The 19641-nt window shown below is 69.2% G+C and carries 26 protein-coding genes; 8 read left to right on the top strand and 18 right to left on the bottom strand.

Going from position 1 to position 19641, the window contains the following annotated elements; translation table 11 throughout:
• The 3 genes from VMV22_00360 to VMV22_00350 form a co-directional block, all read right to left on the bottom strand.
• The coding region (locus VMV22_00360; GenBank protein ID HUY20769.1) for a hypothetical protein at positions 1-585 on the bottom strand (585 nt) is incomplete at its 3' end.
• A gap of 26 nt (positions 586-611) precedes the next feature.
• Positions 612-1250 carry a lysoplasmalogenase gene (locus tag VMV22_00355; GenBank protein HUY20768.1) on the bottom strand — a complete coding sequence of 213 codons (639 nt, stop codon included), beginning with the start codon at positions 1248-1250 and terminating at the stop codon, positions 612-614.
• Between the two features lie 65 nt (positions 1251-1315).
• Positions 1316-2068, bottom strand: a complete 753-nt coding sequence (locus VMV22_00350) for an enoyl-CoA hydratase-related protein (protein ID HUY20767.1) — start codon at positions 2066-2068, stop codon at positions 1316-1318.
• Positions 2069-2215: 147 nt separating this feature from the next.
• Between VMV22_00350 and VMV22_00345 the strand changes: the two genes are divergently transcribed.
• Complete coding sequence (locus tag VMV22_00345; GenBank protein ID HUY20766.1) at positions 2216-3055, top strand: enoyl-CoA hydratase-related protein; 840 nt, start codon at positions 2216-2218, stop codon at positions 3053-3055.
• A 76-nt stretch (positions 3056-3131) separates the two neighbouring features.
• The gene (locus VMV22_00340) at positions 3132-3455 is read left to right on the top strand and encodes a hypothetical protein (GenBank protein ID HUY20765.1); all 324 of its coding nucleotides are present in this window, start codon (positions 3132-3134) and stop codon (positions 3453-3455) included.
• A 77-nt stretch (positions 3456-3532) separates the two neighbouring features.
• Here VMV22_00340 and VMV22_00335 read toward each other — a convergent pair whose 3' ends face one another.
• The 3 genes from VMV22_00335 to lepB all read right to left on the bottom strand — a co-directional run bounded on the left by VMV22_00335 (position 3533) and on the right by lepB (position 5069).
• Positions 3533-3883, bottom strand: a complete 351-nt coding sequence (locus VMV22_00335; GenBank protein ID HUY20764.1) for a phosphomannose isomerase type II C-terminal cupin domain — start codon at positions 3881-3883, stop codon at positions 3533-3535.
• Positions 3884-4023: 140 nt separating this feature from the next.
• On the bottom strand, positions 4024-4359 hold the full coding sequence (locus VMV22_00330; GenBank protein HUY20763.1) for a maleylpyruvate isomerase N-terminal domain-containing protein: 336 nt from the start codon (positions 4357-4359) through the stop codon (positions 4024-4026).
• Between the two features lie 116 nt (positions 4360-4475).
• Positions 4476-5069, bottom strand: a complete 594-nt coding sequence (lepB, locus tag VMV22_00325) for a signal peptidase I (GenBank protein HUY20762.1) — start codon at positions 5067-5069, stop codon at positions 4476-4478.
• A gap of 165 nt (positions 5070-5234) precedes the next feature.
• Here lepB and VMV22_00320 point away from each other — a divergent pair, with 165 nt between their 5' ends.
• Positions 5235-5516, top strand: a complete 282-nt coding sequence (locus VMV22_00320; GenBank protein HUY20761.1) for a hypothetical protein — start codon at positions 5235-5237, stop codon at positions 5514-5516.
• Between the two features lie 116 nt (positions 5517-5632).
• Here the strand turns inward: VMV22_00320 and VMV22_00315 are convergent, their stop codons facing one another.
• From VMV22_00315 to VMV22_00300, 4 genes are all read right to left on the bottom strand, one after another.
• Positions 5633-6454 carry an Ig domain-containing protein gene (locus tag VMV22_00315; protein HUY20760.1) on the bottom strand — a complete coding sequence of 274 codons (822 nt, stop codon included), beginning with the start codon at positions 6452-6454 and terminating at the stop codon, positions 5633-5635.
• A 165-nt stretch (positions 6455-6619) separates the two neighbouring features.
• Entirely contained in the window at positions 6620-7318 is a 699-nt protein-coding gene (locus tag VMV22_00310; protein ID HUY20759.1) for a hypothetical protein, read from the bottom strand.
• Positions 7319-7429: 111 nt separating this feature from the next.
• Complete coding sequence (locus VMV22_00305; GenBank protein HUY20758.1) at positions 7430-7732, bottom strand: type II toxin-antitoxin system PemK/MazF family toxin; 303 nt, start codon at positions 7730-7732, stop codon at positions 7430-7432.
• Positions 7733-7755: 23 nt separating this feature from the next.
• A complete protein-coding gene (locus tag VMV22_00300; protein ID HUY20757.1) occupies positions 7756-8265 on the bottom strand; it encodes a tyrosine-type recombinase/integrase in 510 nt (169 codons plus the stop codon).
• A 110-nt stretch (positions 8266-8375) separates the two neighbouring features.
• Between VMV22_00300 and VMV22_00295 the strand changes: the two genes are divergently transcribed.
• The 3 genes from VMV22_00295 (at position 8376) to VMV22_00285 (ending at position 10533) form a co-directional block, all read left to right on the top strand.
• Entirely contained in the window at positions 8376-9401 is a 1026-nt protein-coding gene (locus VMV22_00295) for an IS1595 family transposase (GenBank protein ID HUY20756.1), read from the top strand.
• Between the two features lie 786 nt (positions 9402-10187).
• A complete protein-coding gene (locus tag VMV22_00290; GenBank protein ID HUY20755.1) occupies positions 10188-10379 on the top strand; it encodes a hypothetical protein in 192 nt (63 codons plus the stop codon).
• A 22-nt stretch (positions 10380-10401) separates the two neighbouring features.
• On the top strand, positions 10402-10533 hold the full coding sequence (locus tag VMV22_00285; protein ID HUY20754.1) for a hypothetical protein: 132 nt from the start codon (positions 10402-10404) through the stop codon (positions 10531-10533).
• Between the two features lies 1 nt (position 10534).
• On the opposite strand, the gene VMV22_00280 is transcribed toward VMV22_00285, so the two are convergent.
• The 8 genes from VMV22_00280 to VMV22_00245 form a co-directional block, all read right to left on the bottom strand.
• A complete protein-coding gene (locus VMV22_00280; GenBank protein ID HUY20753.1) occupies positions 10535-11584 on the bottom strand; it encodes a hypothetical protein in 1050 nt (349 codons plus the stop codon).
• A 328-nt stretch (positions 11585-11912) separates the two neighbouring features.
• Complete coding sequence (locus VMV22_00275; GenBank protein ID HUY20752.1) at positions 11913-12275, bottom strand: cupin domain-containing protein; 363 nt, start codon at positions 12273-12275, stop codon at positions 11913-11915.
• A gap of 268 nt (positions 12276-12543) precedes the next feature.
• Positions 12544-12831 carry a hypothetical protein gene (locus tag VMV22_00270; GenBank protein HUY20751.1) on the bottom strand — a complete coding sequence of 96 codons (288 nt, stop codon included), beginning with the start codon at positions 12829-12831 and terminating at the stop codon, positions 12544-12546.
• Positions 12832-12997: 166 nt separating this feature from the next.
• The gene (locus VMV22_00265; GenBank protein HUY20750.1) at positions 12998-13786 is read right to left on the bottom strand and encodes an SIMPL domain-containing protein; all 789 of its coding nucleotides are present in this window, start codon (positions 13784-13786) and stop codon (positions 12998-13000) included.
• Positions 13787-13902: 116 nt separating this feature from the next.
• On the bottom strand, positions 13903-14940 hold the full coding sequence (locus VMV22_00260; protein ID HUY20749.1) for a TIGR03619 family F420-dependent LLM class oxidoreductase: 1038 nt from the start codon (positions 14938-14940) through the stop codon (positions 13903-13905).
• A 46-nt stretch (positions 14941-14986) separates the two neighbouring features.
• Positions 14987-15961 carry an acyl-CoA dehydrogenase family protein gene (locus tag VMV22_00255; protein ID HUY20748.1) on the bottom strand — a complete coding sequence of 325 codons (975 nt, stop codon included), beginning with the start codon at positions 15959-15961 and terminating at the stop codon, positions 14987-14989.
• 8 nt (positions 15962-15969) lie between these two features.
• Positions 15970-17157: an acyl-CoA dehydrogenase family protein gene (locus VMV22_00250; protein HUY20747.1), complete on the bottom strand. Its 1188-nt coding sequence runs from the start codon at positions 17155-17157 to the stop codon at positions 15970-15972.
• 31 nt (positions 17158-17188) lie between these two features.
• Entirely contained in the window at positions 17189-18391 is a 1203-nt protein-coding gene (locus VMV22_00245; protein ID HUY20746.1) for an amidohydrolase family protein, read from the bottom strand.
• 177 nt (positions 18392-18568) lie between these two features.
• On the opposite strand from VMV22_00245, the gene VMV22_00240 reads away from it, so the two are divergent.
• Both VMV22_00240 and VMV22_00235 read left to right on the top strand, forming a co-directional pair.
• Positions 18569-19120 (top strand): Panacea domain-containing protein, encoded by a 552-nt coding sequence (locus tag VMV22_00240; GenBank protein HUY20745.1) that lies wholly within the window; start codon positions 18569-18571, stop codon positions 19118-19120.
• A gap of 13 nt (positions 19121-19133) precedes the next feature.
• On the top strand, positions 19134-19469 hold the full coding sequence (locus VMV22_00235) for a hypothetical protein (protein HUY20744.1): 336 nt from the start codon (positions 19134-19136) through the stop codon (positions 19467-19469).
• Positions 19470-19641: the final 172 nt, after the last annotated feature.

Genomic DNA, 19641 nt, shown 5'->3' with positions numbered 1-19641 from the left:
GTCGGGCGAGCCGTCCTGGTTGCTGAGACGGAAGATCTCCTCGTCGACGCTCCCGTCGGTGGCACGGTCGCTGATGACGCGGAACACCGACCACGGGATGTCGCGTCGCTCGCACACGTCGGCGATCGCCGCGGTCTCCATGTCGAGCGAGACCACGCCCCGCGCCCGCAGCTTTGCGATCTCCTCCACGTCGGTGATGAGGGTGTCCGTCGTCCACATCGTCCCGGCGGGCTCCCCTCCCCCCAGCGGCGTGGGGTGGTACTCGGCACCGGTGACGCCGTTCACGACGAGCGCGGGCAGCACGAGCGTCCCGATCGGGGTGTCGTTCTCGACGGCGCCGGTGATGCCGACCACCACGACCCGCTGCACCGTCACGGCGTCGAGAAGCTGCGTCGTGCCCGCGGTGGCGAGCTCGGTGCCCATGCCCGTGACGATCCCCACCACGGGCCGGCCCCGCAACGTCCCCGTGTGCACGGGGAGGTCGCCGACGCTGCCCTCGTGCAGGTCCAGCTTCCGGGTGAGGGGCTCCAGCTCCATCGGCATGGCGCAGACGAAAGCGGTGTGCGCGGCGACGGTGGGGTCCATGGCCCTACTCTGTCGCGTCCCGAACCTCAGCGCAGGAGCGACAGGACGAGGCCCGCCTGGCCGAGGTGGTACGTCACCATGATGGCGACGTCGGCGCCCCGGAAGGGCCGCACGAACCGGTTCCAGGCGATCATGGTGTCCGATGACACGAACAGCGTGGCGCCCACCCCGGCGAGCACGTTCCCGGTGGCGAGGGCGGTGGCCAGCATGGCCGCGATGACCAGCATGTAGATCGCCACCGGGGCGCGCAACGAGGCGTGGGCCCGCAGCGCACGCAGGACGCGCAGCCCGAACGGCGCCACCACGACGACGACGACCCCGGCCGCGACGACGATGGCGAGAGCCCCGGGCCCGTGGGCCCACAGGCCCGCCAGGTACGCCAGGTGGCCGACGAGGAACGCTCCCAACCCCGCCACGAACAGGTCGCCCGGGAGCATGAGCACGACGTCCCCGGCGAGCGAGCACACCAACGCGGCGACGAACCAGGACCGCCGTGCGCCGGCATCGGAGGCCGGCGACAATGCGACCGCTGTCCAGGTGAGCGCGCCCAGTGTGGCCGGCTTGCACAGGTACTCGAGCCACACCCGGCGGCGCGCCCGGGCGACCCAGTCCCCGCACGCGGACACCCCGGCGATGACGAGGGCGGCGAGAGCGGCGGTCGTCACCGCACGGGGGCCCGTGCGCCCGTCGGGGTCCTACGCATGGCGGCCGGCGGGTCGCGCCGTGGCGGTCACGTCGTCCCCGCCCAGCCGATGGGCCCGAGCTCCTCGGCGATGGCGGCCATGGCCACCTTCTCCCTCGCCCACACCTCGGCGATGTGCTCGGCCCAGCCCTCGCGCAGCAGGCGCTTGTTCGCCACCAGCGCGGCGACACCGTGCGCGGCGAGCTGCTCGGCCAGGGCGACGGCATGTTCGACGGCGCCCCCGGCCGGGGCCCGCTCCAGGGCGAACCCGGTGGCGACGGCCTCCGCGGCACTGAGCGCGGACCCCGACAGCACCATCCACGCCGCCTGCTGCGGGCCCACCCGGCGCGGCAGGAGCCAGCTGCTCCCCGCCTCGGCACAGGTCCCGAGGCTGATGAAGGGCATGCGGATCTCGGCGTCGTCGTCGACGACCACGAGATCGCAGTGCAGCAGCAGCGTCGCGCCGAACCCGACGGCGAGGCCGTTCACCGCGGCCACGAGCGGCTTCGGGAAACGCGCCAGCCGGTCGAGCAGGGGATCGAACGCGACGCCGAGCTCGGCGCTCCCGCCCGCCCGGCTCATCGCGGAGAGGTCCACGCCCGCCGAGAACGCCCGGCCCCGGCCGGTGAGGACGCAGACCGCCACGTCCGGGTCGGCGGCGGCGGCGTCGAGCCGCGCGGCCAGCGCCCGGTAGCCCTCCGCCGTGAAGGCGTTCAGCTTCCGGGGCCGGTCCAGGACGACAATGCGGACAGGGCCCCGGTCCTCGGCGGACACTTCGTAGTCGGGCGTCGACTGGCTCACGCTTCGCTCCTCGCCGATTTCCTCGCCTGCATAAGCTAATGGCGGGCTCGACGCTGGCGCGGTGGCGTGGGGCGGTGGCGGGATCCGCGCCACGGCGCCATGCACCACGGCGACACGGCCCGCGGCGTCGCCGACGAGGGAGGGCGAATGGAGACGACCGGGCCGGGGACCGAGACCACGGCGACCGACGTGCTCGTGAGCAGGCCGCGGCCCGAAGTCGCGCTGGTGACGCTCAACCGACCGGAGCGGCTGAACGCGCTGACCTCCACCATGCTCGCCCACATCTACGAGGTGCTCCAGACACTCGGTCGCGACGCCACCTGCCGGGTGATCGTCGTGACCGGTGCCGGACGAGGGTTCTGCGCGGGCGACGACCTGCGCGACTACACGCCGCCGGCGTGGGTGCCCGCCGACGTGGGGCCCGTCCACTCGAACATGTACCAGCAGAAGTACGTCGCCGAGCTCGTGCCGCGCTTGCGCGCACTCCCCCAACCGGTGATCGCGGCGGTCAACGGGCCCGCGGCCGGCGCGGGCTATGCGCTCGCGCTCGGTGCCGACCTGCGGGTGGCGGCGGCGTCGGCGGTCTTCGTCGACGCCTTCGTGAAGATCGGGGCGTCGGGGGCCGAGATGGGGCTGAGCTGGCTGCTGCAGCGCATCGTGGGCGCCACCCGCGCCGCCGAGCTGGTGCTGACGGGCCGCCGGGTGGACGCCGCCGAGGCGGCCCGCATCGGGCTCGTCCTCGAGACCGTGCCCGACGGCGAGGTCGTGGACGCCGCGCTGGCGCTGGCCGAGCTGATCGTCGTGAACACCCCCCTGGGGACGTGGATGGGGAAGGCCACGCTGTGGTCGAACCTCGAGATCCCGAGCCTCGAGGCCGCCATCGACCTCGAGGCGCGCACCCAGATCCTGACGCTCGGCACCGAGGACGCCAAGGAGCAGCTGCAGGCCTTCCGCGACGACCGGCCGGCCCGCTACACGAACCGGTGAGCTGGCGCGGCCCCACAGCAGCCCCACAGGTTGGCCCGCTTACCTGATAGGTGCAGTCACAGAAGGAGTGTGTTCGATGTACCGCTACGGCCCTCTCGGCTTCCATCACGGGCCCGGCCCGCTCGCCTGGGTGTTGCTGGCCCTGTTCCTCGCCGCCATCGTGTTGGCGGTGATCGCCGTGGTCCGCCTGTGGAGGCACCCCGGCGCCTTCGGGTCGCCCGTGGTGCACGCGGGGCCACCGCCGGTCCACCCGGTCGATCCCGCGCTCAGCGAATTGCGGGTCCGCTACGCGCGCGGTGACCTCACGTGGGAGGAATACGCCCAGCGCGCCACCAACCTGGGCTTCCCGGTGGCACCGCCGGCACCGCCGGTCCCTCCTCCGTCCGCACCCGCCGCGTAGGCAGCCGACCGGGCGGGCCCGCCCGCCACGACGCCTGACCGTCACGGGGCCCGGCGGGCCCGCCGCCGGGAACGGGTTCAGCCGGCCCGACCGAAGTCGTCCTCGAGCCGCTCGATGTCGTCCTCACCGAAGTAGTCGCCCACCTGGACCTCGACGAACACGAGCGTGGTGTCACCGGCGTTGGCGATCCGGTGGGCGGCGCCCTTCGGGATGTCGATGGCGTCCCCGGCCCCGAGGCGATGGACGGTGCCGTTCAGCGTCACGTCGGCGTGGCCCGCCACGACGAACCAGTGCTCGCCACGTCGTGCATGGCGCTGGTAGCTGAGGCGGCGCTCGGGCAGGACCTCGATGCGCTTCACCTTGTGACCCGGGGCGTCGTCGAGGACCGTGTACGACCCCCAGGGACGGTCGTCGCGCTCGCTGTGCATTGGGCCATTGTGCCGCGCCCGACCGACGGCGTGGCGCCCGGGCGGCCCGTGGTCAGCCCCGGGGTGCCATCCGGGGGCGCAGGGTCGCCAGGCCGTCGCCGGCGAGCCGTCGGAACCGCCCGGGCGGCCCGTCGTGGCCATCAGCAGCGACATGCCGGGGCCCGACACCTCGGGCCCGGCGCCGTGGGAGCAGTCGAGGTCGGTGGCGGAGAGGCGGCGGCCAGGCGCCGGGCCTCGCGGTCCATCATCGTGTCGAAGCGGAACCCGTTGGCCGCCATGCGCCGGAAGAGCCGGCCCGGGGTCTGCTCGGCCCCCGCCAGGACGTGGGCGGCGGCCACCCGCACCGACCACCCGGTGCACAGCGACGGCTCGCTCCACCGGCCCGGGGCGAGGGCGCCGAGCGTGCCGGCCAGGGCCGCCCGCTCCGTGTGGATCAGGCCCCAGGTGTCGGAGTCGTGGACGACAGGGTCAGACATGGCGTGCCCCCCGGGCCGCCAGGTGCCCCACCAGCACCTTCCTCACCCACGACGAACGGGGCGTCGGCCCGGTCGACACCCACGCCCCGATTCCGTCCCGGGCGCTCCCGCGCCTCTCAGAACCAGTGGAACCAGGGGTGCCCGGAGCGCCACACGACCACGTCCACCTTCCCCACGATGTTCGAGGCGCGCACCGTGCCCCAGTAGCGGCTGTCGTCCGAGTCGCCCCGGCAGTCGCCCATGACGAAGTAGTGGTCGGCGGTTATGTGCGTCGTCTTGATGTGCTCGCTGGCCTGCGTGCACATGCCGGTGAGCGGGACGAGCCACGACTCCCGGAGGGGCCTGCCGTCGATCAGCACCGTGTTGCCCTCCGACGAGATGGTCTCCCCCGGCAGGCCGATCACGCGCTTGACCAGGATCGGCGGACCGCCCTGGTCCGCCGACACGTCGTGGAAGACGACGATGTCGCCGCGGTGGACCGTCGAGAAGAGCTTGTCCACCAGGATCCGGTCCCCCGGCATCAGGGTCGGGACCATGGACGGCGTGGGCACGTAGAACGTCTGGACGACGTAGGCGCGGGCGACGATGGCAACGACGAGCACGACCGCGATGAACACCACCCATCCGAGGAGGACCCGCAACCGGGACTGCGGGCGCGACGGTCGCGCCGCAGTTGCGTCGGCCGTGGCCGGGAGGTCGTCGACCGTCATCGGGACATTCTCCCTCAGCCCGTCGGGCCGATGACATCGGGGCAGGTCGAGGGCCAATCGTCCAGGGGCCCGGTGGGAGCACGCGCCCTGGGCCCGGGCCGGGGAACTCGACGGCCCCCCGGCCCGTCGAAACGGGCGTGAGGACCACCCCGAACGACCCGACCGATGCCACGCACGCCGGACCGGCTGCGGGCACCCGACGCGCCGGGCGCCGGCGTCGACCCCCATCGGGTGGTGGCACGGGCTGACGCCGCGTCGCTGCTCCGACTGGTCCCGGTCCCTCCCGGCGCGCAACCGTCGGAAGGCCGACCGGCCGGCGTGACCACCCTGGAGCAGGCGCCGAGCACCCCGGGGACCCCGGATGTCGTCGATCTTGCGGCCTGGTGGACGGCCCCGGGCACCATGGGCTCGGTCATCGCCTGGGTGCAGGCGCACCGCCGCCCCTGAGCGACCCGGCTCGGGCCCTGTTGGGGCTCGTGACCGCAACACTGGGGGTCACGGTCGGCTCCACCTCGGCGACGACCTGACCCGCGCGACGCCTGGTGAAGCCAGACGTCACGGCGTCAGTGTCGCTTGATCACCCAGACGAACGTGGCGCTGGCGCTGTTCGTCGCATCGGCCGCCGTGACGGTGACCTTGTGCCGACCGCGTGTCGTCGGCACGCCCGAAACGAGGCCCGACGTGGCGTCGATCGACAGTCCCGGAGGGAGCCCGATCGCACGGTAGGAGAGCGTCTGGCCGGCGGTGGAGTCGATGGCGTGGATCTGCAGCACCACCCTCGACAAGACCACACCCGTCTGCTTCCCGGGGTCGGCCTCCGCGACGGGACCGCTCCAACATCCGGTCGTGGGAGAGAAGATCGGCGCCGTCGTGACGGGCAGGCCCGGCGGAGGATCGACGACGATCGACGGGTTGTTCGGATCGGTGACGGAGTTGGCGTTCGTCCACGTGCTCTCGCACCGGAGCAGGGCGCGACGCTCGGGCTTGTGGCGCGACGCCGCGTCCCCGCCCGCCCACATGTCGAAGCGGTAGAGGTGGAGGTTGTTCCAGTCACGGTCGCACTCTGAGCACTCGTCCTCGTGGATGAAGTAACGGTGCATGTACGGCACGTAGATGACCTGGCACCAGCCGAGCTCGCTGACGTCGGTGGCGAAGGTGACCGGGTCGGCGTACGTCCCCGTCCCTCCGGCGGTGGCGTGGAGGCACGGGTGGGCGATGACGGGCCCGGGGGGCGAGTTGTCGACCCAGCCGTAGAGCGTCATGAAGGCGTGGACGTCGGTGGCCTGCGCGCCGGCGGGCCCGGTGCCGACCAGGCCGATCGCCACGGCCGACACGGCCAGGGCGACGATGCCCGCAGACGCCCACCGCCCGGGTGTCCTCCGCACGCCCACGAGCGTACTTCTCGCGGCCCGGCGCCGCCCGGTTGCCGGACGGCCCCGTCACCCCGCCGAGGCTGTCGATCCGGCGCAGGCTGACGAACCGGCGCAGGCTGACGCTCTTCCAGCGGCCGGGGCCGGGCCGGGCCGGGGCGGGCCGGGGCGGGCCGGGGCTCAATACAGGGGCGACCAACTGCTGGTGCGCAGCAGCTTGCTCTCCCACCGATCGCGGAACGCCAGCGCATCGAACATGAACTGTCCCGGGCGCCGGTGCTCGGGGTCGGTGTCGTGGGTGAGCAGGTGCAACAGCACCTGCTCGTTCACGATCTTCTGCATGAGGATCGCCTCTTTGCGGCGACCGGCGCCGAACGCGACCTGGAAGACCGCCTGGATGTCGAGCAGGTTGGCCGCACGCTGCCTCATGGGCTCGTAGTACCCCGTCCCCCAGAACTCCACGTAGTCGTCGATGGCGGCATGCGGCCAGCCGGTGTCCTCCATGTAGAGCGACAGCTCGTGGGTGGCATCGCCGGTCGGGACCGTGGCCAGGTCGATCTCCGCCATCGGGGACCAGTGCACGGGGAAGAGCAGTTTGCCGGTGACGCCGTGCCGATGCTCGTCCACGGCGCGCGCCCACGCGCTAAGGTCCCCGCTCTGGATGCGCCGGGCCAGTCCCTCCCACGCGGCGCCGTCCCGGAGCGCGGTGATCGTGACCACGTTGTACGCGGGACCGCTGCCGTGCGCGTGGTTGCAGTACCAGAGCAACCGGGCGTTGTCATCGGCGGCCAGCGCCGGCATCCACCCCTCGCGGAAGGCCGATTCGAACTCCTCCTCGGCCGCCCCCTTCACCTCGTGGACCTCGTGTAGGAAGAGCATGGCCGGTCACTGTACGACGTCCCGGACGCCCGTGGTCCACGCCTCCTCGACCGCACCCTCGAACGGCAGCACAATACGCTTCGGGTTGACGCGATTTGCCGTGTGTGAACCTCAACCTGCGCAATCAACAGCAACTTCGAGCGCCGCGCAGACTTCACTCATTCGTGCGTCACTGAGCCGCCCGAGGCGTTCGACGACTACTGCAACTGAGACGCTCTCAACGGAGTCGAGGTTTATCGCGCATCGTCGTGGAATTGGATCGTCTCCGGGCTCGAGCACGACTTCGCTGAGCAGACCGCGGATCGTCGTTGTGCATGGAGCAACGAGGGCTCGACGAAGCCTCGGGATGGCAGCGTCACGAGACAGGACGACAACCGGCCGGCGCCCGATGTCCGGAGGCTCGCACCACCACACCTCCCCTCGTGAAGGTAGGGGCGTCACGATGCAGCGGCAGAGTCGCGAAATGAAGCCAAATCACCCCACTCGTCGGGTTCGTCGAGTGGATGTCGCTCGTAGACGCTGTAGGCCGCATCGATCTCGGTGGCTCTATGCCGTGCGACCAGGGCGCGGAGGGCTTCGTCCAAAAGGGCTGCGTCGGTGAGCTGCGAACGCAGCCGTCTCGCATTCCCCAGGAGATCCTCGTCAACCGTCGTGCTTACTCTCACCCGAGTCATGCCATCATTATGCCATAACAATGCCATGCAGGGCAGGGCCCCACGCGGCCTGGCCCCCTTGCCACGGCGGACGAACACCGTTCCCCGCTCGAAGTCGACGTCTCGGAGCCACAACGAGATGAGCTCGCCCCGGCGAAGCCCGCAGGAGTAGAAGACTTCCAGCACGGCACGATCTCGCAGCCCAATGGGCACAGAGACGTCCTGGGCCACGGGGATGAGGCGCTGGGCCTGAGTGCCGAAGGTCAGGGGCTCTCCGTCGCGCTTGCGATACACGAACAGGGCGTGCTGATAGGAGCTGATAGGAGGGGAGCAGCTCCAGGGTCACTTGCTTGGCCGGGGATGTGTAACTTGACAAATACAGCCTGACCTGCAAGAATGGCGTTATGGCTGGTAAGAGCACCTTTACGGACCTGGCAGCGGCGATCCCCGACGAGGCGGCCGCCTACGAGTACCTGGAAGGCCTCCGGTGGCCGTCTGGGACGCCCGTGTGCCCCCACTGTGGCTACAAGGGGGCCAACTACATCCGGCCCCTGAACGGGAAGACCAGGCGCACCAGGACCGGCGCTCAGTCGGCTCGGCGGCTGTGGCAGTGCCAGTCCTGCCGCAAGCAGTTCTCGGCCATGACCGGGACCATCTTCCACGGCTCCAAGGTCCCCTTGCGGACGTGGCTGTTCGTCATCTTTGAAATGGCGTCGAGCAAGAACGGCATGGCGGCTCGCGAGATCGAGCGCAAGTACGGCGTGGCTCCGAAGACGGCGTGGTTCATGGCGCATCGACTCCGTGAGGCGATGAAGGCCAAGGGGCCGCAGTTCCTCATGGCAGGCACGATCGTGGCCGACGAAACGTGGATCGGTGGCACGCCCAGCCGCATGAACAAGAAGACGCGTGCTCGGATGGAGGGCCGGAAAGAGGAGCCGGTGCCGGTGGTGCCCGGAGCACCTCGCCCCAACCAACTGACGGCCAAGACGCCCGTTCTTTCGCTCATCAATGCCCGGACGGGTGAGGTTCGCTCCCGCGTGGTCCCCACGGTGGACGGCAAGGTGCTCCGCAAGGTCATCGCCGAGCAGGTCGACATGGCCCGTAGCGAACTGTGGACCGACGAGGGTGGCTGGTACGGCCAGATCGGGGAGGAGTTCAAGGCGCACAAGACGGTCAACCACAGCGAGGACGAGTACGTGAACCTCAGCACCGGTGTCACGACCAACCACGCCGAGGGCTACTTCGCCCAGTTGAAGAGATCGATTGACGGCACCCACCACAAGGTCAGCCGCGAGCACCTGCCGCGCTACCTGACGGAGTTCGATTTCCGGTACTCCACCAGCGCCATGAGCGACCGGGGCCGCATGATGCGGCTGGTGGACGGAGCCGATGGCCGCAGGCTCAGCTACAAGCGGGTCAAGGGGGGCTGACAACGCCTGTTGCCCCTGGTCAGAGGCACCGTCATATCCTCTCGCGACCATACCTGTATGAGCGGGCGTCGAGATCGTAGGCTTGAGCCCGTGGCGGGTACTCGGGTTCGGGAGTTGACACCGGACGAGCTTGTAGAGCGACGCTGCGCAATCCTTGCTCGTCTCGGTGTGACCCTCGAAGAATTCACGCAGAGAGCCGAATCCTCGGCTCTCGTCGGCGAGGAGTGGGAAACCTGGGAAGAACTTGAGGACATCGCCTTTCTCTTGGGCGAAGCAGCAGCCTAGATAATCCCTTGCGTGAACAGTCGCGGGCATCTGCTCCAACAGGCCGAGGAGTTTGCCGCAGAACTCACTGATGTTCTGCAAGCCTCCTTCCCAGAGGCTCCAACGGCATTTGCCCAAGTAACTGGCCCTCGCGTACTCGTCCGCCCTGACGGGGCCGTGCGCTTGTTCGTCGGCGGTGAACACAGAGCGACATTGGAAGTCCGGCTGCGTTGCGAACTCGACTCCCGAGGAACCTGGTTGGCGGTGGAGACCTCTAATATGGTTCTCACAGCGCCAGTGGACCGTACCCCGATGATCCGCTTTGAGTTCGTTCGTAGGCCGCAGCGCGTGCCCTCGGCTCACATTCAGATACACGCACACCGGGGTGCTCTGAGCGAGTTGCTCGCTCATGCGGGCCATGAATCGGCGCACGACATGTCTGCGCTGCACATTCCAGTTGGCGGGTCGCGATTTCGCCCATGCCTTGAGGACGTAATTCAGTTCGCAATCGAGGAACTTGGAGTGGACAGCCTCGGGACGTGGCAGACAGCCGTTGAGGCGGGCCGCAGGCGGTGGCGGGAGAAGCAGGTAAAGGCCACTGTTCGCGACTGGCAGGAGGTTGCCGCCGAGGCCTTGCGCGATCTCGGCTACGCCGTGAGCGATCCCGGAGATGACATACCGGCTGTTCCTGAAAAGGCCGTCCACGGCTGGTGAGACGAGGCCTAGAATGAATCCAATGGCACCCCGCGACGCCTTCCCCGGATACGACGAACCGGTGAATATCGACATGGAGCCAGAGGACGCGGTGAAACTGCTGGTGGACGCGGAGGCCGAACCCGAACACGAACACGCCGAGGAATCGGAGTAAGTCAAAACTCTCGGCTGCATGCCTGACACCTTCCATAGACTTCTTCAGGTTTCTTGATTGCCTGCAAGTCACGTCGGACGACTTTCTGAAAAGAAATCATTGCAGCCCATTCCCGTCGCAACAGGCGGAACTCCTCAGAATCACGAACCGCCGCAAATAGTCCGCTGAACTCCGAACGCAGTCTGGGGGCATCCTCTCCAGCTTGAACGCTATTGAAGATCATGTAGCCAGTCCCGCTGACATTCCAGCCTTCGTGTTTGAATGAGTCTCGTAGGTCCTGCAAGTCGAGATCCGGCTCGCCTAGCGGTGAATCACTGTGGACCCTGCACCTCGCAATGTGGGCACGAAAGGCATTGACGATGGTTTGTCCCAGCCATGGGCTGTTATTCATCCCACGATCTCTCACTTCCGATACGACATAGTCGTAAAGCCGATCAACGGCACCCGCCTCGTCCTCGATGAGGGAGTCCCATCGATCCAATACGGGTACAAGCTTCGGAAAATGCCCCTCCATCATTCCCTTCGCATAGACAGGATCGTTATCCCCACGCCCGTCCGTATAGTTGCATTTCTGCTTCTGATCGACCGACGCCCATAGGTTGTTAGCGACAGCAAAGAGGCGATCGCGGTGAGGCTTATCGACGGGCCTCGCCTGTTCTTTCTCAAGAGCCGATCGGACTTCAACGTGAGCCGCTTGCTCATTGCTCAATAGCTCACGAGTGGCGGCGTGTGCCCCTCGCTCGGCCAACAGGTCGCTCTGCTGCGACCCATGGAGCTTGTGTAGTCGTCCATGGCGAATGCGCCAGCGAGCCGCGTCGGTCAGACCCCAGAAACAGGCAACACCCAGAGCCGCCACAAGCCACCAGACGGCTCCAGGCCTTCCCGGGTGGGACAGGTAGCCATAGAGAGGGACCGCCTCCGTCACGGCCGCCAGCACCCAACCGGCGACTTTCGGTGGTGACCAACCGTGCTCCAACCACCGCTCGAAAGCGCGCTTTCTAAAGGACAACTCCAGCGCGTTGGAGGCGCCTTCCTCTGGAGTCTGTGCCATCTGCAAGAACCTCCCGCCTGAGCCTCTCTGGGCTCCCCGATGTGCCACGCACATGAGGTGTCCCAGAGGCCCGACGGGAGCCTATTCCGGGGGCTGTATGTGTCAAGTTACACAGCCCCGCTTGGCCTCATCGACTCCGTCCTCCCGGCGAAGGCGATGAAGTAGTCGAGGTACCGGCCCCGACACTCGATCGTCGTCCTGGCGTAATGGTGGATCTTCGTCCATTCCAGGGAATCCACCCGCTCGCCCACGACACATCCCGGGCCGCCACTTCGGGGGCCGGATCGACCCGAGCGGTGACCTCTGCGGATCGAGGGCGGCTCCAGGGTCAGTCGGGCTTGGCGTAGGTGGCCATCCCGGCGAAGTCCAGCACCACACACGGCTCGTCACCGATGGTCCAGCCATCATGCCCAGCGGGAATGGAGACGACGTCGCCGGGGCCGATCTCAAGCTGGGTGCCGTCGTCCATCAGGACAACCTGACGACCCGACAGCACGTATCCGATGTGCGCCGCCTGGCAGCTGTCTGTCCCGGCGATGGGCTTCACGTGGTCGGACCACTTCCAGCCTGACTCGAACGTGGCGAGGCCCACGACCCCCTCACCGATGTTGACGATCTTGACGTGGCCCTTGCCTTGAAACGGTCGCGTGTCATCTGGGTTGTCGAACCGCTTGCGCTCTAGTCCCGCCATGACCGGCCCTCCTCGTCGTGCCTGATGTCGAGGATGTGCTTTACCTCAATCGACACTCAAGATCAACTGAGATTGATCGGTCAGGCGCCCCAGGTCGAAGTGTCAGGCCCCAGAGATCAGAGTCCAGAGGCGACCTCGTCCAGCCCACCCAGGAGACGCCCAGAGAGGGCCGCACGGGAGGCATGTCCGTGCTCGTCAGCATGGGCGCGCTGGGCGTGGAGGGTGTCTTTGAACCGGCGGCGGTCACGCGTGCCGAAGCACTCTCGCGTCAGATCCGGCGCCTGAGCAGCGCGACACGCACCTCTTGAGCCTGCTCGTCCTCGACTCGGGTGGGATCATCCGCCTCCGAGCGCTCCCTACCTTCGCACGGGATGTGGAGGTCCATCGGGTGTGACGCCGTCACCTCCGCCAGCGGCGGCGGCCGTCGGGGTGTCATCCCCATCGCCGTCGAGGACATCCCCAGCCTCTCGACCACCGCGCCGTCGGCAGACCCCACCGCGTGGGCATACGCCTGCAGCGTCATAGCCGGGTTGGCGTGGCCGAGCCGGTTGGCCACGGTACGGATGTCATGTCCGCTGGTGATCGACGTGGTGGCCGACCAGTGCCCCGGCGGCCGCCAGCACCCGGCGCACCTCGCACCCGGCTCTGCCGGCCTCGGGCCGTCGACGGCGACGGACCCACCAGCCCGACCGGAAAACCCTATCCGAGCAGCTTCTTCGAGATCACGACCCGCGCTGGATCTGGTTGGTGATCTCGTAGATCAGGGTGATCTGTGCCGAGATCTGCTGGGTGCCCGCCTGCAGCGGCACCATGCTCGGCACCGCGGCCACCGACGACGCGAACCCTTCCCGGAGGTTGGCGGAGATCCCCGACGACGTGTCGTCCGTGAGCGAACACACCGGGCCGAGGTGCTGGCCGGCAGCGCTGGCCATCGAGCGGGCATGGCTGACGGCCTGGTGCACGGCGTCGGTCCGGGCCCTGTCCTCGATGACGCGGGGGTCTTCGATCGAGAACGTGAGCGAGTCGATCCTGGCGGCGTTCCCGGCGGCCGCCGTCACCGCGTCCACGACGGCGCCCGACGTCGAGAACGTGCGCAGCTTGGCCGTCAAGGTGTTGGTCATCTCATAGCCGGTGATGGTGCCGGTCAGGCTGTAATGCGGCTGGATCGACACGTCCGTGGTCTGGATGTCCTTGTCGGCTACGCCGCCGTGCTCGAGCGCGCCGGTGACGGCGGCGGCCTTGGCGTTGTCGTCGGCCAGGGCCGCCTGGGCGCTGCCGTCGGTCACGTCGATGCCGATGGAGAGTGTCAGGAGGTCGGGCGTCGCCGACGCCTCGCCGGTGCCCTGCACGGTGAGCTTGGGTGCAGAACCCCCGCACGATCCCGGCGCGGTAGCCGCCTGTCCCGAGGCCGATAACCCGAGTGCCACGCCTCCGACCGCCAACGCCACCACGATCCCCACGGCTCCGACCACGTACGCCGATCGCTGCTGCATCCCCGCCGACACCTCCACGATCGAGCGCCCCGTCTCCGGTGACGCGTCTCAGGGCACCAACACCGGTTCAGACGGTCGGGTCGTCGGGAACGTTCCCGTCGGCCGGGCAGCCTTTCGGGCGACCGCGGCCGCCGTCAGCGGCGCAGGAGGGGCCCCACCTGCTCGCCGAAGGCGGCCATCTGGTCGCACAGCTCGTCGAGGGAACGGTTCGGGAACCGCATCTGGACATGCGACACGCCCATGTCGACCAGTTCCGCCAGGTTCTCGGCGATGCGGTCGGGGCTCCCCGACACGGTGCCCCGCGGCAATTCGCGCGCGGGCTCGCCGACGTGGAACGTGCCCGCCAGGGCGCCGATCTCGATGGGCGCGCCCCCTCGCATCTCCTGGCGCATGTCGAGGAGCTGGCTCACCTGGTCACGCATGTCGCTGCGCCGCACGGTCTGCGGGAGCCAGCCGTCGCCGCGACGTGCGGCCCGCCGTAGCGCGGCGCGACTCGAGCCGCCCACCCAGATCGGCGGCCGTGGCCGCTGCACCGGCCGGGGCGACACGCTCAGATCGCTCGCCGGCCAGCGCGGGCCCGGCAACGTGGGGAATTCCTCGGTCAGCGCCAGGGCGAGGGCGTCGATGGCCTCGTCGAGGGCTGCGCCGCGCTCCTCGAAGGGCGGGCCCATCACGTCGAACTCCTCGTTCACGTGCCCGGCGCCGACACCGATCACGAGGCGCCCGCCTGAGAGCACGTCGAGCGTGGCGAACTCCTTGGCGGCTCGCAGTGGATGGCGCTGGGCGGCGATGTAGACGTGCGACATGAGCCGCACCCGCGTGGTCACGCCCGCCAACCAGCCCAGCGTGGCGATGGTGTCGTACCAGGTGGTGCTCATGGCCGGCGCCAGGCGGCGAGGGATGGCCGTGTGGTCGCACACCGCCACGTAGAAGAACCCGCTGTCCTCGGCCTGGCGGGCCACGCGGGCCAGCTCGGCCGGGCCGGCGGCGTGCTCCCAGTCCTCGACGTAGATCGTCGACTGCGACTGCACCGGCAGCTGGATACCGAAGGCCACCTCACCCTCGGGGATGATCCGCACCGGGGCGCTCGCGCCCAACGCACCTGCTGGCATGCTGCCTCCCGACTGCTCGACCCGGTACTGCTCGACCCCGTACTGTTCGTACTGCTCCACCCGGTACTGCTCCACCCGGTACTGCGCGACCCGGTCGCCGCTGCGCTCAGTAGCGCGTGGCGACCACCTCGGCGAGCGCGTCCGCTTCGCCGAGCGCGCCGGACAGCACCCGGGCACGCATCAGGTACAGGTGCGCCGGCACCTCCCAGGTGAAGCCCATGCCCCCGTGCACCTGGATGCACGCCTTGCCGTTGGCCACGGCGGCCTCGGCGGCGAGCAACCCCGCGCCCGCTGCGGCCCGCACGTCGTCGCCGACATCGGGCTGGTCGATCGTCACGGCGGCGGCGTGCACGGCGGCACGCGCCACCTCGGCGCGCACCAGCATGTCGGCGCACAGGTGCTTCACCGCCTGGAACGAGCCGATGGGCTTGCCGAATTGCTCACGTTCCTTGGCGTAGGCGACGGCGAGGTCCACGGTGGCGGCCGCCAACCCCACCAGCAGCGCACCGCCCAGGACCCGGGAGTCGCGCCGCCAGCGCGCCGCATCGTCGGGGCCACCGACACGCTCTCCCGCGGGCAGGGCGGCGACGTGCCACAGCGGGGTGAGCGGGTCGAGCGGGCGCTCGACGGCCTCGGCGCCGACCGTGGCCGGGTCCACGACGCTCAGGCCGTCGTCGTCGACCACGACGAGCGTGCCCAGCGAGCCCAGGTGCTCGACGACCACCGGGGCCACACCCGCCGCCGACCTGTGCACGGCGCCCACCACGACCTTGCCCTCCGCCGCGCCGTCGACCACGCCGGCGGCCAGGTGCGACGCCAGCGACGGTCCCGGCACGAGCGCACGGCCGAGCTCCTCGAACACCACCGCGGCCGCGGCCGTGGGCAGGCCCAGCCCGCCGTCGGCCTCGGGCAGCCGCAACGAGAACACCCCGGCCTCGGCGAGCTCGGCCCACCCTGCGGGGTCGAGGCCGGCGCGGGTGCCCTCAGCAGCGCGCAGCCGGTCCAGCGGGAAGCGCCCGGCGCACAGCCGGCGCATCCCCTCGGCCAGGGCCCGCTCGTCCTCCGACAGCTCGAAGTCCATGCCCCCCCTTATCCCTTGGGAAGCCCGAGGATCCGCTCGGCGATGATGTTGCGCTGGATCTGCGAGGTCCCCGCGGCGATGGTGCGCGAGAAGCTGTGCACCCAGGTGCTCACGATCTCGGCGTTGCCCAGCGGCCCCCTGCCGTCGGTCCCCGGCAATTCGTCCCACACCAGGCCGGCGGCCCCGGCCAGGTCCATACCCAGCTCGGCGATGCGCTGGCGCAGCTCCGACAGGGCGAGCTTGTACACGCTGCCGCCGATCCCGGGCACCCCGGTGCGCGCCGCCTGCGACACGTTGCGCCGTGCCAGCGCCCACAGGGCGTCGAGCTCCGCGCCCAGGTGGCCCGTGCGCCGGCGCACCTGGGCGTCGGCCCAGCCGCCCGTGCGCCGGGCGAGGGCGCGCAGTCCCCGGAGGAGCTCCATCGACTGCAGGACCTCGCCCACGAAGGCCGTGCCGCGCTCGAAGCTGAGGGTGGTCATGGTGACGCGCCAGCCGTCGTTCTCGGCGCCGACGCGGTTGGCGACGGGCACGCGGACGCCGTCGAGGAACAGCTCGCCGAACTCCGTGGAACCGGCGATGGTGCGCAACGGCCGGAAGTCGATACCGGGCCGGTCCATGGGCAGGATCAGCCAGGTGATGCCCCGGTGGCGGCTGTCCTCGGGCCCGGTGCGCACCAGCAGCTCGCAGAAGTCGGCCACCTCGGCGTGCGACGTCCAGATCTTCTGGCCGGTGACGACGTACTCGTCGCCGTCGCGCACGGCCCGGGTGCGCAGCGACGCCAGGTCGCTGCCCGCACCGGGCTCGGAGAAGCCCTGGCACCACACCTCGTCGCCGCGCAGGATCGGCGGGAGGAACCGGGCGCGCTGCTCGGGGGTGCCTTCGACGATCACCGTGGGTCCGGCGTGGAGCAGCCCGACGAAGTTCACCCCGACGTAGGGGGCGTGGGCGCGCTCGAGCTCCTCGAGGTAGATGAGCTGCTCGACCGGGCTGGCGCCGCGCCCGCCGCCCTCGACGGGCCAGTCGATCCCCGCGTAGCCCGCGTCGAAGAGCATGCGCTGCCACGCGGTGTCGTAGGCGCGCCGCCCCGGCCAGTCGAGGTGCGAGGGCTTCGGCGGGAGCGTCGGGAGGACGTCGGCCAACCAGGAACGCAACCCGGCGCGGAACGCCTCCTCGCTCTCGGAGTAGCGCAGGTCCACGTCTTCTCCCCGACGACGAGCCCGCGCCCGCCTACGGCGCCAGGTGGTCGAGCCCGAAGAGCCGGATGGCGTTGCCCCGGACGATCTTGCGGCGCGTGTCGTCGTCGAGGGCGGCCATCTGGCGCTCGGCGATCTCCCGGGTGTGGGGCCACGTCGAGTCCGAATGGGGGTAGTCCGACTCGTAGGTGATGTTGTCGGCCCCGATCTCGTCCACGGACCGCAGACCGTGGGCGTCGTCGAAGAAACAGCCGTACACCTGGCGCCGGAAGTAGGTCGAGGGCGGCTCGGGCACCTTGTCGGCCACCCCGCCCCATCCGCGGTTCTCCTCCCACACCTTGTCGGCGCGCTCGAGGATGTAGGGGATCCAACCGATCTGGCCCTCGGAGTACGCCAGCATCAGCGTCGGGAAGCGCACCAGCACGCCGGAGAAGAGGAAGTCGACGAGCGAGAAGGTGGCGTTGGTGTGGGTCAGCGTCGAGCCCACCGCCGGAGGGGCGTCGGCCGACGTGGACGGCATCTTCGAGGACGAGCCGATGTGCATGTTGACGACCGTCCGTGTCTCGGCACAGGCGCGGAAGAACGGGTCCCAGTAGTTGTCGGGGTCGTGCACCGACGGGAGCCCGAGGAACGGCGGGATCTCGCTGAAGCACACCGCTCGCACCCCGCGCGCCGCGTTGCGCCGGACCTCGGCGGCGGCGAGCTCGGCGTCCCACAGGGGGATGAGGCACAACGGGATGAGGCGGCCGCCGGACTCGGCGCACCACTCCTCCACCATCCAGTCGTTGTAGGCCTGCACGCACAGCAGGCCGAGCTCCTTGTCCTGGGCCTCGGTGAAGGTCTGGCCGCAGAAGCGGGGGAAGGTCGGGAAGCACAGCGACGCCTCGACGTGGTTCAGGTCCATGTCCTCCAGGCGCGGCTTCACCTGGTACGCGCCGGGACGCATGTCCTCGTACGTCACGCCCGTGATGGTCACCTCGTCACGGGGCACGCCCACGGCGGCGTCGAGCCGCAGCAACGGGCGGCGAAGCTCTTCGTAGTACCACCAGTCGGTGGGGACGCCCTCGGACCCCGGCGCCACGGTCAGCTTCCCGCCCACGAACGTGATCTCGCCCATGGGTGCCCTGACGATGCGGGGCCCGACGTCGCGGTACCGGGCCGGGAGCCGGTCCTGCCACACGTTGGCGGGCTCCACCACGTGGTCGTCGACGGAGATGATCAACGGCAGGTCGGCCACGCGAGCGAGCATAGCCATGCATCTGACGGCGTGTCAGTTTGCCCAGGCTGCACCTAAAGGCCAGTGACCAGGGGGATTAGGGCAACCGAACACCTGTTCGATAGACCTTGTCTTGTGATTCGGAGCCTTGGATCATCCCCGCGGGCGACGCGCGGACCGCGCCATTATGGAAGCTCAATGGACCCCTGGGCCGAGCCCGACGAGACCAAGCTCGCCGAGCTCCTTCTTTACGTTGCCGAGAAGGAGCTGGACGACCTCCCCGGTGGAGCTACCAAGGTCAACAAGATCCTGTTCTTCGCGGAGTTCTCGCATATCCGTGCCTACGGGGTGCCCATCACTGGGGAGCCGTACCAGAAGTTGGAGAACGGTCCTGCCCCCCGTCACCTAGCGCCCATCCGTGACCGGCTCATCGCCGAGGACGCGGCATATCTGCGAATTGACGACTACTTCGGGCGCCCCCTCCATCGGCTGGTCCCAAAGCGCCCAGCCGACCTCACCAGATTCACAGGCGACGAGCTGCGCGTCACGGATCAAGTAGTGCAGGCGCTTTGGGGGAAGACCGCCAAGGAAGTGTCCGACATGTCCCACGAGGAAATGGGGTGGCGGATGGTCGAAGAGGGGGAGGACATCCCCCTGCCGTCTGCCTTTCTCGCCAAGAAGGCAGTTTCAACGGAAAAGACCCGCACACGCGCCCAGGAACTGTCTCAGAGACTGGGTCTTTCGGGCTAATTGAGAGTCATTGGTGCCGTGGCCCGGTGAGCGCGAAAGCGTCACCGTCTCCGATGAAGTTCTCCGAGAGGCCCGAGGGCGGTTCCCGGTCGGGGGTTCGGCGGAAGGCAAGCCGAGTTACGAGTTGTTTGAGACCGGTCCACTAGCTGCCGCTACGGCCTATTTTGAACGCGAATTCGACAACGCCCTCGAGGAGGCGGCGGGTATTCGCTTCCACATGACGGTTGGGACGTACTTCCCAGCGATGGCCTTCTATGCGGCACGGATCGGGACGACTGGAATCGAGATTATCGATCTCGTCGTGGACGATCAGTACGAGGAAACGATCGGCCGCGATCCCGAGGATTAGTCAGCCGAACGCCGGCACATCTGCCCCTCGTCAGATCGGCTACGAAGGCACGACGGCTTGGTGGGTTGGCCTCGGGTAAGCATCCTCTCTGGCAACTCGGGGTAGCCCCCCGCCATTTCTTGGTGCAACTCGCCGATTCTTGGTGCACGAGGGGGTTCGGGTGCAAAGCTGG

Source organism: Acidimicrobiales bacterium (assembly GCA_035531755.1).
Classification (GTDB): Bacteria; Actinomycetota; Acidimicrobiia; order Acidimicrobiales; family UBA8190; genus DATKSK01.
This window is presented reverse-complemented; position numbering and strand designations above follow the sequence as displayed.

Excerpts from the sequence above, each read along its gene's own strand:
- VMV22_00345 (HUY20766.1), top strand. The coding sequence starts at position 2,216 with ATGGAGACGACCGGGCCGGGGACCGAGACCACGGCGACCGACGTGCTC.
- VMV22_00255 (HUY20748.1), bottom strand. The coding sequence starts at position 15,961 with ATGGACTTCGAGCTGTCGGAGGACGAGCGGGCCCTGGCCGAGGGGATG.
- lepB (HUY20762.1), bottom strand. The coding sequence starts at position 5,069 with ATGACGGTCGACGACCTCCCGGCCACGGCCGACGCAACTGCGGCGCGA.
- VMV22_00285 (HUY20754.1), top strand. The coding sequence starts at position 10,402 with ATGGCACCCCGCGACGCCTTCCCCGGATACGACGAACCGGTGAATATC.
- VMV22_00330 (HUY20763.1), bottom strand. The coding sequence starts at position 4,359 with ATGTCTGACCCTGTCGTCCACGACTCCGACACCTGGGGCCTGATCCAC.
- VMV22_00280 (HUY20753.1), bottom strand. The coding sequence starts at position 11,584 with ATGGCACAGACTCCAGAGGAAGGCGCCTCCAACGCGCTGGAGTTGTCC.
- VMV22_00320 (HUY20761.1), top strand. The coding sequence starts at position 5,235 with ATGCCACGCACGCCGGACCGGCTGCGGGCACCCGACGCGCCGGGCGCC.
- VMV22_00340 (HUY20765.1), top strand. The coding sequence starts at position 3,132 with ATGTACCGCTACGGCCCTCTCGGCTTCCATCACGGGCCCGGCCCGCTC.
- VMV22_00335 (HUY20764.1), bottom strand. The coding sequence starts at position 3,883 with ATGCACAGCGAGCGCGACGACCGTCCCTGGGGGTCGTACACGGTCCTC.
- VMV22_00310 (HUY20759.1), bottom strand. The coding sequence starts at position 7,318 with ATGCTCTTCCTACACGAGGTCCACGAGGTGAAGGGGGCGGCCGAGGAG.
- VMV22_00240 (HUY20745.1), top strand. The coding sequence starts at position 18,569 with ATGGACCCCTGGGCCGAGCCCGACGAGACCAAGCTCGCCGAGCTCCTT.
- VMV22_00275 (HUY20752.1), bottom strand. The coding sequence starts at position 12,275 with ATGGCGGGACTAGAGCGCAAGCGGTTCGACAACCCAGATGACACGCGA.
- VMV22_00295 (HUY20756.1), top strand. The coding sequence starts at position 8,376 with ATGGCTGGTAAGAGCACCTTTACGGACCTGGCAGCGGCGATCCCCGAC.